This window comes from Citrobacter sp. LJND-P06, assembly GCF_058188415.1.
The window spans coordinates 2,187,346-2,203,664 of record NZ_CP187317.1 but is presented as its reverse complement, the minus strand read 5'-3'; the positions used below and the strand labels follow the sequence as shown (position 1 = coordinate 2,203,664).

Genomic DNA, 16,319 nt, shown 5'->3' with positions numbered 1-16,319 from the left:
TTATGCGCCCTGGTTACATTTTCTGGCAATTTTTTTCGCGTTTGTTTGATAAAACCCTTCATTCTTTTTAATGCATGGACACAAAAGCGAAAATGCGGCCCGACGGAGTTTGCTAAAATTAGAGGATAACTACAGGACTCGCCGATGTTTCGCGCGTCCCTTTATTTTGCGCAATGTAAGGGTGTCATATGATTACTATTGACGGTAATGGCGCGGTTGCTTCGGTCGCATTCCGTACCAGTGAAGTTATCGCCATCTACCCGATTACGCCTAGTTCGACAATGGCTGAACAGGCGGATGCCTGGGCCGGAGACGGGCTTAAAAACGTGTGGGGTGACACCCCGCGCGTTGTAGAAATGCAGTCGGAAGGCGGCGCAATCGCCACTGTTCATGGCGCGTTACAGACCGGGGCATTGTCTACCTCGTTTACGTCATCGCAGGGTCTGCTGTTGATGATCCCGACACTGTACAAACTGGCGGGTCAGCTTACCCCGTTTGTCCTCCATGTTGCTGCCCGTACCCTCGCCACACACGCGCTGTCTATTTTCGGCGACCATTCCGACGTGATGGCCGTTCGCCAGACCGGTTGCGCCCTGCTGTGTGCCAGCAGCGTTCAGGAAGCGCAGGATTTTGCGTTGATTTCGCATATCGCGACCCTGAAAAGCCGCGTGCCATTTATTCATTTCTTTGATGGCTTCCGCACATCACATGAGATCAATAAAATTGTCCCACTGGCCGATGACACGATCCTCAACCTGATGCCGCAGGCTGAAATTGATGCGCACCGCGCCCGTGCACTGAATCCGGAGCACCCGGTTATCCGCGGTACGTCGGCCAACCCGGACACCTATTTCCAGTCTCGCGAAGCCACCAACCCGTGGTATAACGCCGTTTACGACCACGTTGAACAGGCGATGAATGATTTCGCTACCGCCACCGGACGTCAGTACCAACCGTTTGAGTACTACGGTCATCCGCAGGCCGAACGCGTCATCATTCTGATGGGTTCCGCGATCGGCACCTGTGAAGAGGTCGTGGATGAGTTGCTTACACGCGGCGAAAAAGTCGGCGTGCTGAAAGTCCGTCTGTATCGTCCCTTCTCCGCTCGCCATTTATTGCAGGCTTTACCGGAATCCGCTCGTGCGGTTGCCGTTCTGGACCGCACCAAAGAACCTGGCGCGCAGGCAGAACCGCTGTATCTGGATGTGATGACGGCCCTGGCCGAAGCCTTCAATAGCGGTGAGCGCGAAACCTTACCGCGCGTCATCGGTGGCCGTTATGGTCTTTCTTCAAAAGAGTTTGGCCCAGACTGTGTACTGGCCGTCTTTAACGAACTGAACAGCGCCAAACCGAAACCGCGTTTTACGGTAGGCATTTATGATGATGTGACCAATCTGTCACTTCCCCTGCCTGAAAACACCCTTCCCGGCAGCGCAAAACTCGAAGCGCTGTTTTATGGTTTAGGCAGTGACGGTAGCGTTTCAGCAACCAAAAATAATATCAAGATTATCGGTAATTCCACGCCGTGGTATGCGCAGGGATATTTTGTCTACGACTCCAAAAAAGCAGGAGGCCTGACCGTTTCTCACCTACGGGTGAGCGAGCAGCCAATCCGCTCCGCGTATCTGGTGTCCCAGGCGGATTTCGTCGGCTGTCACCAGGTGCAGTTTATCGATAAATATCAAATGGCAGAGCGTCTGAAACCGGGCGGTATTTTCCTGCTTAACACCCCCTACCACGCCGATGAAGTTTGGTCGCGGCTACCGCAGGAAGTTCAGGCGGTTCTGAACCAGAAGAAAGCCCGGTTTTACGTTATCAATGCCGTCAAAATTGCCCGTGAATGTGGTCTGGCGGCACGTATCAACACCGTCATGCAGATGGCGTTCTTCCATCTGACCCAAATTTTGCCGGGCGACAGTGCGCTGGCTGAGTTGCAGGGTGCGATTGCGAAAAGCTACGGCAGCAAAGGCCAGGATTTGGTGGAGCGTAACTGGCAGGCTCTGGCGCTGGCCCGTGAGTCGGTCGCCGAAGTTCCTCTGCAGGCGGTGGATCCGCGCAGTGCGAATCGTCCTCCGGTCGTTTCTGACGCCGCGCCTGATTTTGTGAAAACCGTGACCGCTGCGATGCTCGCCGGTCTGGGCGATGCCCTGCCCGTTTCCGCGCTACCGCCAGACGGCACCTGGCCGATGGGCACCACCCGTTGGGAAAAACGCAACATCGCTGAAGAGATCCCGATCTGGAAAGAAGAGCTGTGTACCCAGTGTAACCACTGCGTCGCTGCGTGCCCTCACTCGGCCATCCGCGCCAAAGTGGTTTCGCCAGAGGCGCTGGAAAACGCGCCGGCCAGCCTGCATTCGCTGGATGTGAAATCACGCGATATGCGCGGTCAGAAATACGTCCTGCAGGTTGCGCCTGAAGATTGCACCGGGTGTAATTTGTGCGTTGAAGTTTGCCCGGCGAAAGATCGCCAAAATCCGGATATCAAGGCCATCAACATGATGTCACGCCTTGAGCATGTTGAAGAGGAGAAAATAAATTATGACTTCTTCCTCAGTCTGCCGGAAATTGATCGCAGCAAACTGGAGCGTATCGATATCCGTACCTCGCAGTTGATTACGCCGCTGTTCGAGTATTCCGGCGCCTGTTCCGGCTGCGGTGAGACGCCGTATATCAAGCTGCTGACGCAGTTGTACGGCGACAGAATGTTGATTGCCAACGCCACTGGGTGCTCTTCAATCTATGGCGGCAACCTGCCATCAACCCCTTACACCACCGATATTCATGGTCGCGGGCCTGCATGGGCGAACTCATTGTTTGAAGATAACGCCGAGTTTGGTTTGGGCTTCCGTCTGACGGTGGATCAACACCGGGTACGCGTTTTGCGCCTGTTAGAACAGTTTGCAGAAAAGATCCCCGCAGAATTAAATGAGGCGCTGCATGCCGACGCCACGCCGGAAGTGCGCCGCGAGCAGGTCGCCGCTTTACGTCTGCATCTTAAGGATGTTGAGGCTGCGCGTGAGCTGTTAACCGATGCCGATGCGCTGGTAGAAAAATCAATCTGGCTGATCGGCGGTGACGGATGGGCCTATGATATTGGCTTTGGCGGTCTTGACCATGTATTGAGTCTGACCGAAAACGTCAATATTCTGGTGCTGGATACCCAGTGTTACTCCAATACCGGTGGGCAAGCATCGAAAGCGACGCCGCTGGGGGCAGTGACTAAATTTGGCGAACACGGGAAACGTAAGGCACGTAAGGATTTGGGCGTCAGTATGATGATGTACGGTCATGTTTATGTCGCACAGATCTCATTGGGCGCGCAACTGAACCAGACAGTGAAGGCGATTCAGGAAGCGGAAGCGTATCCGGGGCCGTCGCTGATCATCGCCTACAGCCCCTGCGAAGAGCATGGCTACGACCTGGCGTTAAGTCACGATCAGATGCGTCAGTTAACGGCGACCGGCTTCTGGCCACTGTATCGCTTTGATCCGCGTCGGGCCGATGAAGGTAAACGACCGCTGGCGCTGGATTCTCGCCCGCCGTCAGACGCGCTGGCCGAGACGTTGCTCAACGAGCAGCGGTTCCGTCGCCTGAATACGCAACAGCCGGAAGTGGCCGAGCAGTTGTGGAAAGATGCGGCAGCGGATCTGCAAAAACGCTATGACTTCCTTGCCCAGTTAGCCGGTAAGGCCGAAAAGAGTGATGCGGAGTGATCCTGAAAGTAAAGAGTTAACGTTCAGATAAAAAAAAGCCCGAACAATCGTTCGGGCTTGTCAATTTATTCGCTGGGAAATAAATACCCATCGCAATGGCCAACGAAAAAAGCAAAAAGTGACAATAAAGGCATATAACCCGCGCAGAATATCGCAACAAGTTTCGCTTGTATAATTTTTATTTTGTATATATCGACACAATACATTCACGAAAATTATCATCATTTCAACGGAATTATTTCTTTAAGATTTTACTTAACACGTAACAATTCATACTTATCGATTTACGGAACTTCTCATTTAGCATGCTTTCACTCCCTACATATGGGTAGTCACAGGTAATTAAAAAAAACTAAAGGATTATTTCGATGAAAAGAAAAGTACTGGCCCTCGTTATTCCTGCCATGTTAGCCGCAGGTGCTACCCACGCCGCTGAAGTTTATAACAACAACGGCAACAAATTAGATCTTTACGGTAAAGTAGTCGGTCTGCACTATATGTCTGACGACGCTGGCGCTGATGGCGACCAGTCTTATATGCGTATGGGTTTCAAAGGCGAAACTCAGATCAATGACGAACTGATCGGCTTCGGTCAGTGGGAATACCAGGTAAACACCAACACCACTGAAAGCGACCACGGCAACAGCTTCACCCGTCTGGGTTTCGCGGGTCTGAAATTCGGCGACTACGGTTCATTCGACTACGGTCGTAACTACGGCGTAATGTACGACGTAGAAGGCTGGGTGGATATGCTGCCAGAATTCGGTGGCGACTCTTACACCAAAGCGGATAACTTCATGACCGGCCGTGCCAACGGCGTTGCCACCTACCGTAACAACAACATGTTCGGTATGGTTGACGGCCTGAGCTTCGCGTTGCAGTTCCAGGGCGCTAACGAGAACCAGAACGGTCACGAAAGTGACGATGGCATCTTCCAGGAAGGTACTGGTAATGGTGGCGACCGTAATATCAAAAACTCCAACGGTGACGGTTTCGGTATCTCCTCCTCTTACGACTTCGGTATGGGCGTAACCCTGGGTGCGGCGTACACCTCTTCTGACCGTACTAACGAGCAGGTTGAGCTCTCTACCGCAGGCGGCGACAAAGCTGACGCATGGACTGTCGGTGGTAAATACGATGCGAACAACATCTACTTTGCCGCAATGTACTCTGAAACCCGTAACATGACCCCGTATGGTGATAGCGACAACACCATCGCCAACAAAACACAGAACTTTGAAGTCACTGCTCAGTACCAGTTCGACTTCGGTCTGCGTCCGAACATTTCTTACCTGATGTCTAAAGGTAAGGATCTGGGCACCGACGGCGACCAGGATCTGGTAAATTATGCTGAAATCGGCCTGACTTACTACTTCAACAAAAACATGTCCACCTTCGTTGATTACAAAATCAACCTGCTGGACGAAGACGACAGCTTCTATGCTGACAACGGCATCGGCACTGACGACATCGTAGCCCTGGGTCTGGTTTACCAGTTCTAAGTCTACCGGCCCGCTGGAAACAGCGGGCTACTCTCCCTTCTCCATCCCTCATAACACTGTTTTATTTCTGCTAAAACAATATATCTGTTGCGTTAAAATCCCTGACTGATAGATGATAACTGGCATAAGAACCTGTCATAAAGGACGCCTGCCATGCATCACCATCCTGTAAAATCATCACGCATTGCATCCGTCGGTTATGATGAAACATCCCGCACGCTGGAAATTCGTTTTCATCACACTGATGCCGTTCTGCAATATCAGGATGTTCCCGCCCGTATATTTCATAATTTTCTTAACGTTGTCTCGAAAGGGCGATTTTATGACGGCGTTATCAAGGGAAAATTCCCTGAATGTAAATTGAAATGACACAAAATGTGACTTCCGTCATTATACATAAAGTGCCATTAGGAGGTAGAATCCAGGCGGATACTTAAACAGGAGGTTTTTTATGAGCAGAATGATTCTTGTCCCTATCGATATTTCAGATTCAGAATTAACTCAACGTGTTATTGCCCATGTCGAAGCGGAGGCAAAAATTGACGACGCACAGGTTCATTTTTTGACCGTGATCCCGTCACTGCCCTACTACGCCTCGTTAGGTCTGGCTTATTCGGCTGAATTACCCGCGATGGACGACCTGAAAGCTGAAGCAAAATCTCAACTGGATGACATTACCAGGAAGTTCACTATCCCCAGAGACAGAGTGCACCTGCATGTGGCGGAAGGCTCTCCGAAGGATAAAATTCTGGAAATGGCGAAAAAGTTACCGGCCGAGATGGTGATTATTGCCTCGCATCGCCCGGATATCACCACGTATCTGCTTGGCTCTAACGCCGCCGCCGTGGTGCGTCACGCGGAATGTTCCGTGCTGGTTGTTCGCTAAACATGGCAGCCCGCAACGCCGTTGCGGGCTTTTAGGCGATTTTTGTTACAAAGAGATCCGGTGAAAACCCAATAACAGCGCGGGCGCCAGTCGATAAAAAGGTACCGGACGCCAGAAATAATACCCCTGTAAAAAATGAATCCCTTTCGCATTCAGGTAGTCGGCCTGTTGCTGCGTTTCAACACCTTCCGCGATGATTTTTAACGACAGCTTTTTCGCCATATCAATAACGCAGTCAACCAACAGGGTTGAATCCGGGGTGTTGCTGATCCGTCGGACAAAGCTCTTATCAATCTTAATGAAATCAACCGGGAATTCGTTGAGATAAGAAATGCCAGAATAGCCGGTACCAAAATCATCCAGCGCCACCAGGACGCCATGACTACGCAGACGGGCAAACATCGAAAGGCTTTTGGGTGTCAGGACTAAAGGTTCCCGCTCGGTCACTTCCAGCACCAGCGTGATTTTTTTCGCGGAAAAGACATCAAGCAGATGCAGGCAATCATACTCCAGCTCTTCACTTTGCCCGTGCGCCGCACTGATGTTGATAGCAATATGCAGGCCTTCCGGTAAATGAGGCATCACCGGAGTAAGATCGTCGATGACCCGCATCATGAGCTTATGTGTCAGTTCGATAATCATACCGGTCTTTTCAGCTACCGGAATAAAAACGTCCGGGGGAATAAAGCCCGCTTCAGGATGTTTCCAGCGGGCCAGTATTTCAAAACCGTCAATTTTTCCATTCACCCCATTAACCACCGGCTGATAAAAAGGAACGATCTCTCCTCTGTCTATGGCCCGGCGTAAGTTCTCTTCAGGGGTGGTGTATTTACTCAGATAACGATGGAGTATCCATCCGGTGACCAGCGACATGATCGCAAGGATAGCGGTAAGAAAACCGCCCTGTGAGATTAACCGTGCCAGACTAAAAAAAGGCGGTGGGTCGTACTCAATTCTAAAAGGATATCGCAGCGATTGCTGTTGCGCCTTACCCTGCCGGTCTGACGTTAAAGGTCTGACAACATCATTGTAATCTAACATTTTATTACCTACCACGAGGGTAAGCTGGATTCGGTTGGACGCCGTCTTAAGCGCGGTGTTGAGATGCACGTACCCAATACTCGCCCCGATATAACCCGAAATTCCCGGCGCCAGATAAAAGAGCACCGGGGTTCCCCCAGTAATTTCATCGCCTGGATAAAGTGTAAGACTGGCCGCCGTCGATTTATCTTCGAGGATTTTCCGGGTCTGACTTCCCAGCAGAGAAGAACACCATACGTCGTGATTTCGGATCAAAGCCACATAACGTAAGTGTGGCCCCATTGCCGCTTCGCGATTCAATACCCGCTGCGCATCAGGGGTACAGGAACCGGCTGTCAGCGGGCGAACAACGCTCACCGCTTTTATGGCCTCATCCACCATACTGTCGGCAAGGGATACAGACAGTTTTGCTTCCTGAACTCTGTCTGTATATGCCGCGCGCCAGAGTTGCCAGTTCAGCGTCATCACACCGACAATAAAAAACATAAAACCACAGAGTAAGGAGACCAGCGTTGCTCGCATAATGGCTTTCCGGTTTGGGAGATTTTTTATGGCTTTCCTGAATCGTAAAAATAGTCGGCTTTCAGGAAAAAAGTGTGATTAATCAATAAATATTCAAAATACGCGTTATCAGGGTTTTCGACGCGCTGAGCACAACGGTAAAGGCAGGAGAGAACAAAAGCCGTACCCGGCGCGCAGTCACCTTGAGGCAAGAGAAAACGTTGCTATAAAACGTGCTGACATTCGTCGCCTTAATCCGTACCATACGCGGCATACTTTTGCCTGTTGGCGTTTGCCAGCCGGAGCTAACCCGTCATTTATCACTAACCCGATGGGCATGAAAACGCGCCCACCTTTGGTGTCTGAGACAGTAAATAATGCAAGAAAATCAAGAAGTCACAAAGAAAGAACAATACAACCTGAACAAATTACAAAAACGTTTGCGCCGTAACGTGGGCGAAGCGATTGCTGACTTCAACATGATTGAAGACGGTGACCGTATTATGGTGTGCCTTTCCGGCGGAAAAGACAGCTACACCATGCTGGAAATTCTGCGGAATTTGCAGCAAAGCGCGCCGATCAGTTTTTCCCTGGTTGCCGTTAACCTTGATCAGAAGCAACCCGGTTTCCCGGAGCATATTCTGCCGGAGTACCTCGAGCAGTTAGGCGTAGAGTATAAAATTGTCGAAGAGAACACGTACGGGATTGTGAAAGAGAAAATCCCGGAAGGTAAAACGACCTGCTCCCTCTGCTCGCGCCTGCGCCGCGGCATTCTTTATCGCACGGCGACTGAACTTGGCGCGACAAAGATTGCGCTTGGGCACCACCGTGACGACATTCTGCAGACGCTGTTTTTGAATATGTTCTACGGCGGCAAAATGAAAGGTATGCCACCGAAGTTGATGAGTGATGATGGCAAACACATTGTTATTCGCCCGCTGGCCTATTGCCGCGAAAAAGACATTGAACGCTTTGCACAGGCCAAAGGTTACCCGATTATTCCGTGTAACCTTTGCGGTTCACAGCCTAATCTGCAACGTCAGGTGATTGCCGACATGCTGCGCGACTGGGATAAACGTTACCCTGGGCGCATTGAGACTATGTTCAGCGCAATGCAAAATGTGGTGCCTTCTCACCTGAGCGATATCAATCTGTTTGACTTCAAAGGGATCAAGCACGGTTCCGACGTCGTAGACGGTGGCGACCTGGCGTTTGACCGCGAAGAAATCCCGCTGCAACCCGCAGGCTGGCAGCCAGAAGAAGACGAAAACCAACTGGATGAATTACGACTGAATGTCGTCGAAGTGAAGTGATCTTTCAGCGTCTCAGGTGTGATACCTGAGACGCTCTCTTAACGCTTATTTCAACAAACGAACCCGGCAGTTCTTGCCTTTAATCTTGCCGTTTTGCAATTGTTTCCACGCTTTGTGTGCGACCGACTGGCGAACCGCCACGTAGACATGCGCCGGATGCACGGTAATCTTGCCAATGTCGGCACCATCCAGACCCATATCCCCGGTCAACGCCCCCAGCACATCGCCAGGACGCATTTTGGCTTTTTTGCCGCCGTCGATGCACAGCGTCGCCATCTCAGCCTCCAGAGGCACAATCGGGCTGTTACCCGGCGTCGCCAGCCAGTTGAGTTTAATCTGTAACATTTCAGACAGAATATTCGCGCGCTGCGCTTCTTCCGGCGCACAGAAACTAATGGCCAGCCCGCTGTTACCCGCACGGGCGGTACGACCAATACGGTGTACGTGAACTTCCGGATCCCATGCCAGTTCGAAGTTGACTACCAGCTCCAGCGATTTGATATCAAGGCCACGGGCAGCGACATCTGTTGCCACCAGCACGCGGGCGCTGCCGTTTGCAAAGCGAACCAACGTCTGGTCACGATCGCGCTGTTCAAGATCGCCGTGCAACGCCAGCGCGCTTTGCCCTGCGGCATTCAGCGCATCGCAAACTGACTGGCAATCTTTTTTGGTGTTACAGAACACCACGCAGGATGCCGGCTGATGCTGGCTGAGCAATTTTTGCAGCAGCGCAATTTTGCCGTGCGAAGAGGTTTCAAAAAATTGTTGCTCAATCGCCGGAAGCGCGTCGACAGAATCGATTTCGATGGTGAGAGGGTCGCGCTGAACCCGACCGCTGATGGCGGCGATAGCGTCAGGCCAGGTGGCAGAAAACAATAACGTTTGACGCGACGCGGGGGCAAAACGGATCACCTCGTCAATGGCGTCGCTGAATCCCATGTCGAGCATACGATCGGCTTCGTCCATCACCAGTGTATTCAGGGCATCCAGAGAAACAGTGCCTTTTTGCAGGTGGTCGAGTAAGCGCCCGGGCGTTGCCACAATGATATGCGGCGCATGCTGGAGAGAATCACGTTGAGCGCCGAAAGGCTGCCCACCGCAGAGCGTTAAAATTTTGGTGTTGGGCAGGAAACGCGCCAGACGACGTAACTCTCCCGCGACCTGATCGGCCAGTTCACGGGTGGGGCAAAGCACCAGGGATTGCGTCTGGAACAGACCCGCATCAATATGCTGCAAAAGTCCAAGGCCAAATGCGGCCGTCTTACCACTGCCGGTTTTTGCCTGTACGCGGACATCACGCCCGGACAGAATAGCTGGCAGCGCGGCAGCCTGTACCGGCGTCATCTCAAGGTAACCCAACTCGTTAAGATTCTCGAGTTGGGCGGTGGGCAAAACATTCAGGGTTGAAAAAGCGGTCACAATTCAATCTCGTCGTAAATGGCTGGTAATCAGCAGGCGCGTATCCTCGCAGATCTCCGCTTACGATGCGACATTTTAATCGGTTCTTCGTCGGGCGGCGGATCGGGCATGGGCTGCGGACGAGGAATGGGATCGGGCATCGGTATCGGATCGGTTGGCAGGGGTTCCGGCTGACGCGTTTGCAGGTGCAGTAGGGTTAAAAAGCGGTTCATGTTACCCTCCGGTCGTTCAGGCTGACACTTTTAGGGTAGTCCCGCAGGCAAAAAAAAGCCGACTAATCTAAGTCGGCGTCGTACGAATCAATTGTGCTATGCAGTAATTCAAAAAAGGAAGTAAGACAATATGGAGCGCAACGCCCATCGCTTGACGTTGCATTCACCTGCGAGAGAGATATTGCCCCGAATAGGTAGACGGTTTATTGACTTCGCTCAAACTATACGGCGTTTTCATCCTCACGCAGAGAGAAAAATCGCTGATGTTACAACCATTTACTACGATGCAACCATAAAGTAACACCACCAATCAGCACCACTAACAGAATACAAAACAGGGAGAATCCAAAGTGCCACTCTCCGCCGGGTATTCCGCCAAGGTTGACGCCGAACAAACCGGTCAAAAAGGTGCTTGGCAGAAAAACCATCGCCATCAGTGACATGGTATAGGTTCTGCGAGACAGAGATTCCTGCATTACCTGCGCAATTTCATCGGCCATAATGCCTGTGCGCGCGATGCACGCATCAATCTCATCCAGCCCTCTTCCCAGGCGATCGGCAATATCCTGCATCCGACGGCGCTGATCGTCATTCATCCACGGCAGACGCTCACTGGATAACCGCGCGTAAACATCTCGCTGCGGCGCCATGTAACGTCGCATCACAATCAGTTGTTTACGCAGCAACGCCAGAAAACCCCGCGGCGGAATTTGTTGATCGAGAAGGTTATCTTCCAGGTCGATTATCTTATCGTGAAGCTGTTCTATAAACTCGCTGGCATGGTCGGTTAACGCATCGCAAACATCCACCAGCCAGCCGCCGCAATTTTCGGGGCCAGTGCCTTCCTGCAGGTCGCTCACCACGTCATCCAGCGCCAGGACTTTGCGCTGCCGGGTAGAGACAATCAGACGCTCATCCATATACAGACGCATCGCGACCAGTTGATCGGGGCGTTCGTCGGTGCTGCCGTTGATGCAGCGTAAGGTGATTAACGTCCCTTCCCCCATCCGGCTCACTCGTGGGCGCAGGCTTTCGCCCGCCAGCGCGCTGCGCACATTATTGGGCAGCAACGGTGTGGTCGCCAGCCACTGCGCGCTGTCAGGATGGGTGTAATTGAGGTGCAGCCAGCAGGGGTGCGCGTTATCAATAATGTCGTTATCTTCTAACGGTTTCACGCCGCCATTACCGTCCAGCAACCATGCAAAGACAGCATCCGGCACGTTAACCTCCGATCCCTTAATGGCTTCCACAACGCCTCCACAGTCATTCATTCTCACCGATAGTCTAGCCTTCAGCGCATGTTAAGCAATATCTCTTTATCCCATTGTGCTGAAATGATTCAGAAAGATCGATCAACTCGCCCGCAGAGCGCCCTTCGCTAACGCATCCCCTCTGGAGCCCTGTTTTCTACCGGTTTAGTGAGTGCGATGCGGTTGTTCTATGTAAAAAAAATGTTATAGGTGACGTGTTTTGCCAGGTCGGTGACACAAATTACTGCTAGATTTATCTGCACGATATTCTCTCAATGGAGAGCTTGATGTTAGACGTTGCCTGGGACCCCGTTCTGATTGGCATTTCGTTTTTAGTCGCTTTTATCGCTTCTTTCGTTGCCCTCGACAGTGCCGGTAAAGTGGCGATCTCCAGTCGTCGTGGTTCGGCTTTCTGGCGTTTTTCAGGTGGCGCGACACTCGGCATGGGCATCTGGTCAATGCATTTCATCGGGATGCTGGCGATGAAAATGAGTATGCCGATGAATTATCATTTTCTCCTTACCGCGTTCTCTTTGCTGATCGCCCTGGTGGCCGCCACGCTGGCTATTACTATCGCCATTTCCGGTGATACGCTTTCCAGGAAAAGGCTCGTGCTGGCGACAGGAATTTTGAGTTCTGGCGTGGTGAGTATGCATTATGTCGGGATGGCCGCCATTCTGGAACATTCCGCTATTGTCTGGGATGCGAGCCTCATTTTGCTCTCCGTCGTCATCGCCGTGGTCGCCTCAGGCGCCGGATTGTGGCTGGCATTTCATCTCCGACAACATTCCCGCAGGGTATTCATTAATCGTCTTCTCGCCGCGTTGATGATGGCGCTGGCGATTTGTGCGATGCATTACACGGGCATGGGGGCGGCCACATTTACGCATTATGCGCATACCCAGCACACGGGCATCAATACGGTCGAGTTGTCGGTCTGGGTTTCCGCCATTACGCTGATGATCCTGGGCATTATGCTGATTATTTCGATGGTCGATTCTCAGTTGCGTACCTCGCGACTGGCAGACAACTTACATCAGTTAAATTCCCGTCTGGAATATCAAACCCAGTTTGATGCCCTCACCGGTCTTGCCAACCGCACCCAAATCGATATGTGCCTGCAAGATTGTCTGCAGCATTGCGCCCTGCACCAGCAACATTTTGCCCTGGTGTTTATCGATTTAGACCGCTTCAAGATGGTGAATGATACGTGGGGTCATCACATTGGCGATCAGCTACTGATTGCCAGCGCCCAGCGGATCCACAAATGCCTCGACGACACGATGACGCTTGCACGACTGGGCGGGGACGAGTTTATTCTGCTGGTGCCGGGGAGTACGAAAGCTTCGTTGTCCTCCTTACTGACGCGGATTGCCGGGGAAATCAATACCCCCTTTTCACTCTCCGGGCACATGATTCGTGTCTCGCTGAGCGCCGGAAGCAGTTTTTACCCTGAACATGGTTCCACGCTGCACGACCTCAAAGTGAAAGCCGATGTGGCGATGTATCATGTTAAGCAGAAAGGCAGAAATGGCTGGGCGATTTATACGCCTGAAATGGAGGCCATTGTGACCTCCGCAGTAGGGATCCTGCAAGACCTCTCTCAGGCGCTCGAGCAACATCAATTCGAGTTGTGGTTTCAGCCTAAATACACGGCCGGAGACCATGCTCTCACCGGTTTTGAGGCCCTGATTCGCTGGCGGCATCCTGAACAAGGGCTGCTGTTGCCAGGTGTATTCCTGCAAGCGCTGGAAGATACAGGGCTTATCATCCCGGTAGGAAACTGGGTTATTCAGCAAGCCTGTTTCCAGCTTCACCAATGGAAACAGCAAGGGCATCCTGAATGGTCACTGGCCATCAATCTTTCCCCTACGCAATTTGAGCAACATGATATCGTCGATATCGTCTCTGAGTCGCTGGCGCGTTATAACCTCTCGCCGACGCAATTAACGCTGGAAATCACTGAAAGTGTTGCCTTTAAAAATTTATCGCGCAGCGTAGAAATATTGAATACGTTTTCTGAAGCAGGGATCATCGTTTCTATTGATGATTTCGGAACCGGTTATTCAAATATGTTGATGTTGAAATCACTTCCGGCGCGTGAGTTAAAAATTGACAGGGTATTTATTAAAGATCTTGATGAAAACAGCAAGAATATGAAAATAGTGTCTACTATTATCGACATTGCACATTCCATGAATATGCGCGTGGTCGCTGAAGGTATTGAGACCCCTGAGCAAGAAATGCTGTTAACCCGCATGGGCTGTGGCATTCTGCAAGGTTTTTTGTTTGCAAAACCGATTCCAGCGAATAGAATCCCAGAATTGATCCAAAGAGACCGTATCGTAAAGCAGTTGAACGCTGTGTCCCCATTAACTCCGCAGCAAACTATTTCGCTGTAAGAGATTGATGATAAAAATGATCTGCCAATAATTGGCTGCACAGCATGTGAAGATAACAGGATTATCGATGATTGCACACGAACTCAATGCCCTTGATTTATTAACCATTCCTGTTTGGGTTGTTTCAGCACATAAAGAAGCGCTGGTATTTGCCAATACCGCAGCGCGGGAATTGATGCAGGAAAACACCTTCAGCCAACTGCGAAAAGGGTTATTTTCGGCACATGCACAAAATGAATTGTCCATGTATATCACTGACCTACGAAATCAACGAGATATTGTCGAAATCCTGACAGTGAATTGTCATGGTCAGGAAAATGCGTTGACCTGCCGACTTTCCATCAAAACGCTCGCAACTGAGGACGATGTGATTCTCTTTGAGGGTTTCGAAGTGCAGGCAGTTCAGGGGCTGAAGGCTAGCCGTTCTGCAAACTATCAGCGCAAGAAACAGGGCTTCTATGCCCGATTTTTCCAGACAAACACCGCGCCCATGCTGCTGATAGATCCTTCCCGTGAGGGGCTGATTGTGGATGCTAACCTGGCTGCGATGAACTTCTACGGCTACAGCCACGAGGTGATATGCCAAAAGCATACATGGGAAATTAATGAGTTAGGTCGTCATGTATTACCTGTTATGCATGAAATCGCACGCCTGCCCGGAGGACATAAGCCGCTCAATTTCGTGCACAAGCTGGCTGACGGCTCCACCCGTCACGTACAAACGTATGCAGGCCCAATCGAAATCTACGGCGAACGGTTGATGCTGTGTATCATCCACGACATCACCGAACAAAAACGGCTTGAGCAGGAGCTGGAACGCGCGGCAATGCATGACGAGCTCACCGGTTTATTGAACCGAAGGCAGTTTTACCAGTTGACCGAGCAGAGCCAGACGCCCCATTTAGCGCTAACGCAGGATTACAGTTTGCTGCTGATCGACACCGATCGCTTTAAGAGCATCAACGATCTGTATGGTCATCTGAAAGGCGATGAGGTGCTGTGTGCCCTTTCACGCACGCTGGAAGCCCACGCCCGTAAAGGCGATCTGGTTTTTCGCTGGGGAGGCGAAGAGTTTGTGTTGCTGTTGCCGCGCACGCCACTGGATACGGCAATGACCATCGCCGAAACCCTGCGCGCCAGTGTCGCCAAAATCAGTATCGCAGGCTTACCGCGTTTTACGGTCAGTATCGGTGTGGCGCGACATGAACAGAATGAAAGTATCGACGAGTTGTTTAAACGCGTGGACGATGCGTTATACAAAGCCAAAAATGACGGCCGTAACAGGGTGCTCGCCGCCTGACGTCGTATGATGTTGTTGATACGTCACGCAAGACGCTGGTTTTACTGCCCTGACATTGCGGCCTGCCGCTGGCGGCGCAGGCGCATTTTTCCGTGATATTGCTAGCGACTGCGTTTGGCGTGACGTTCCCAGTTTTCTTGTTTCGCCTGCGCGGTTTTGCGCAGCGCAACATAACATGCACCGCTGCCGCCATGATGCGGTAACGCCGAACAATAGGCCTGCACATCGTCGAATTCTGTCAGCCATCGCGCGACATAACTGCGAACGATATTGGCATGTGAACCGTCTTCCCGTCCTTTACCGTGGATTATCAGCACATTACGTAAGCCGTCCTGCAGTGCCTGTAAAATGAAGCTAAATAGCATCTTGCGGCACTCTTCAACCGGTTGGCGCAACAAATTCAGGCTCGCCTGCTGGCTGTATTTACCTAAACGCAGTTTGTCGGTTACCCCTTGCTGTAAACCTTCCCGGCGAAATTCCAGTGGCTGACTGAGCGGAAAAACATCCAAAAAACCGGTGGTGAGAAAATTATCAAGCTGGAGCATATCCAGACGCTGCGGGGCGCGCTGATTACGCGTGGGCTGCCAGTGTATATCCGTACAACGCTTTAGCGGCTGGACATCCTCCATGGCGTCAAGAAATAGCGATGTGTCGTCAAGGTTCATGATTCGTCCTCCAGCTTTAGCCTCTGCACTATCATAACCGCACGATATTATGCCGACAACGCTTTACAGTTGTTTCCAATAACAGGTCTGGATGCATCGCTGTGTGCGTCACCGG

At 51.5% G+C, this 16,319-nt stretch carries 12 protein-coding genes and 1 pseudogene; 8 read left to right on the top strand and 5 right to left on the bottom strand.

The window, feature by feature from the left end; all coding sequences use genetic code 11:
* The first annotated feature begins 188 nt into the window (after positions 1–188).
* The 4 genes from nifJ to uspF all read left to right on the top strand — a co-directional run bounded on the left by nifJ (position 189) and on the right by uspF (position 6,101).
* Positions 189–3,713 (top strand): pyruvate:ferredoxin (flavodoxin) oxidoreductase, encoded by a 3,525-nt coding sequence (nifJ, locus tag ACO7SM_RS10560; protein WP_490470758.1) that lies wholly within the window; start codon positions 189–191, stop codon positions 3,711–3,713.
* Positions 3,714–4,081: 368 nt separating this feature from the next.
* A complete protein-coding gene (gene ompC / locus ACO7SM_RS10555) occupies positions 4,082–5,215 on the top strand; it encodes a porin OmpC (RefSeq protein ID WP_490470757.1) in 1,134 nt (377 codons plus the stop codon).
* 153 nt (positions 5,216–5,368) lie between these two features.
* Positions 5,369–5,584, top strand: a complete 216-nt coding sequence (locus ACO7SM_RS10550; protein WP_490470756.1) for a KTSC domain-containing protein — start codon at positions 5,369–5,371, stop codon at positions 5,582–5,584.
* A gap of 82 nt (positions 5,585–5,666) precedes the next feature.
* On the top strand, positions 5,667–6,101 hold the full coding sequence (gene uspF / locus ACO7SM_RS10545) for a universal stress protein UspF (RefSeq protein ID WP_192612324.1): 435 nt from the start codon (positions 5,667–5,669) through the stop codon (positions 6,099–6,101).
* Between the two features lie 45 nt (positions 6,102–6,146).
* On the opposite strand, the gene ACO7SM_RS10540 is transcribed toward uspF, so the two are convergent.
* Positions 6,147–7,664: an EAL domain-containing protein gene (locus tag ACO7SM_RS10540; protein ID WP_490470755.1), complete on the bottom strand. Its 1,518-nt coding sequence runs from the start codon at positions 7,662–7,664 to the stop codon at positions 6,147–6,149.
* A 133-nt stretch (positions 7,665–7,797) separates the two neighbouring features.
* Between ACO7SM_RS10540 and ACO7SM_RS10535 the strand changes: the two are divergent.
* Together ACO7SM_RS10535 and ttcA are read left to right on the top strand one after the other, a co-directional pair.
* Positions 7,798–7,989 (top strand): annotated as a pseudogene (locus tag ACO7SM_RS10535) (site-specific integrase); the annotation flags it as partial.
* Positions 7,990–8,020: 31 nt separating this feature from the next.
* A complete protein-coding gene (gene ttcA, locus ACO7SM_RS10530; RefSeq protein ID WP_203361085.1) occupies positions 8,021–8,956 on the top strand; it encodes a tRNA 2-thiocytidine(32) synthetase TtcA in 936 nt (311 codons plus the stop codon).
* Between the two features lie 45 nt (positions 8,957–9,001).
* Here ttcA and dbpA read toward each other — a convergent pair whose 3' ends face one another.
* The 3 genes from dbpA to zntB all read right to left on the bottom strand — a co-directional run bounded on the left by dbpA (position 9,002) and on the right by zntB (position 11,837).
* A complete protein-coding gene (dbpA, locus tag ACO7SM_RS10525; protein WP_490470754.1) occupies positions 9,002–10,375 on the bottom strand; it encodes an ATP-dependent RNA helicase DbpA in 1,374 nt (457 codons plus the stop codon).
* Between the two features lie 29 nt (positions 10,376–10,404).
* Positions 10,405–10,587, bottom strand: a complete 183-nt coding sequence (ynaL, locus tag ACO7SM_RS10520; RefSeq protein WP_490470753.1) for a proline-rich small protein YnaL — start codon at positions 10,585–10,587, stop codon at positions 10,405–10,407.
* 266 nt (positions 10,588–10,853) lie between these two features.
* Positions 10,854–11,837, bottom strand: a complete 984-nt coding sequence (zntB, locus tag ACO7SM_RS10515) for a zinc transporter ZntB (RefSeq protein ID WP_490470752.1) — start codon at positions 11,835–11,837, stop codon at positions 10,854–10,856.
* 287 nt (positions 11,838–12,124) lie between these two features.
* Here zntB and ACO7SM_RS10510 point away from each other — a divergent pair, with 287 nt between their 5' ends.
* Positions 12,125–14,239: a putative bifunctional diguanylate cyclase/phosphodiesterase gene (locus tag ACO7SM_RS10510; RefSeq protein WP_490470751.1), complete on the top strand. Its 2,115-nt coding sequence runs from the start codon at positions 12,125–12,127 to the stop codon at positions 14,237–14,239.
* Positions 14,240–14,306: 67 nt separating this feature from the next.
* Positions 14,307–15,539: a GGDEF domain-containing protein gene (locus ACO7SM_RS10505; protein ID WP_490470750.1), complete on the top strand. Its 1,233-nt coding sequence runs from the start codon at positions 14,307–14,309 to the stop codon at positions 15,537–15,539.
* 101 nt (positions 15,540–15,640) lie between these two features.
* Here ACO7SM_RS10505 and smrA read toward each other — a convergent pair whose 3' ends face one another.
* On the bottom strand, positions 15,641–16,204 hold the full coding sequence (smrA, locus tag ACO7SM_RS10500) for a DNA endonuclease SmrA (protein ID WP_490470749.1): 564 nt from the start codon (positions 16,202–16,204) through the stop codon (positions 15,641–15,643).
* Between the last annotated feature and the right edge of the window lie 115 nt (positions 16,205–16,319).

What these genes read in the sequence shown, in the direction of transcription:
- nifJ (WP_490470758.1), top strand. Translation starts at nt 189, where the DNA reads ATGATTACTATTGACGGTAATGGCGCGGTTGCTTCGGTCGCATTCCGT.
- ompC (WP_490470757.1), top strand. Translation starts at nt 4,082, where the DNA reads ATGAAAAGAAAAGTACTGGCCCTCGTTATTCCTGCCATGTTAGCCGCA.
- ACO7SM_RS10550 (WP_490470756.1), top strand. Translation starts at nt 5,369, where the DNA reads ATGCATCACCATCCTGTAAAATCATCACGCATTGCATCCGTCGGTTAT.
- uspF (WP_192612324.1), top strand. Translation starts at nt 5,667, where the DNA reads ATGAGCAGAATGATTCTTGTCCCTATCGATATTTCAGATTCAGAATTA.
- ACO7SM_RS10540 (WP_490470755.1), bottom strand. Translation starts at nt 7,664, where the DNA reads ATGCGAGCAACGCTGGTCTCCTTACTCTGTGGTTTTATGTTTTTTATT.
- ttcA (WP_203361085.1), top strand. Translation starts at nt 8,021, where the DNA reads ATGCAAGAAAATCAAGAAGTCACAAAGAAAGAACAATACAACCTGAAC.
- ynaL (WP_490470753.1), bottom strand. Translation starts at nt 10,587, where the DNA reads ATGAACCGCTTTTTAACCCTACTGCACCTGCAAACGCGTCAGCCGGAA.
- ACO7SM_RS10510 (WP_490470751.1), top strand. Translation starts at nt 12,125, where the DNA reads ATGTTAGACGTTGCCTGGGACCCCGTTCTGATTGGCATTTCGTTTTTA.
- ACO7SM_RS10505 (WP_490470750.1), top strand. Translation starts at nt 14,307, where the DNA reads ATGATTGCACACGAACTCAATGCCCTTGATTTATTAACCATTCCTGTT.
- smrA (WP_490470749.1), bottom strand. Translation starts at nt 16,204, where the DNA reads ATGAACCTTGACGACACATCGCTATTTCTTGACGCCATGGAGGATGTC.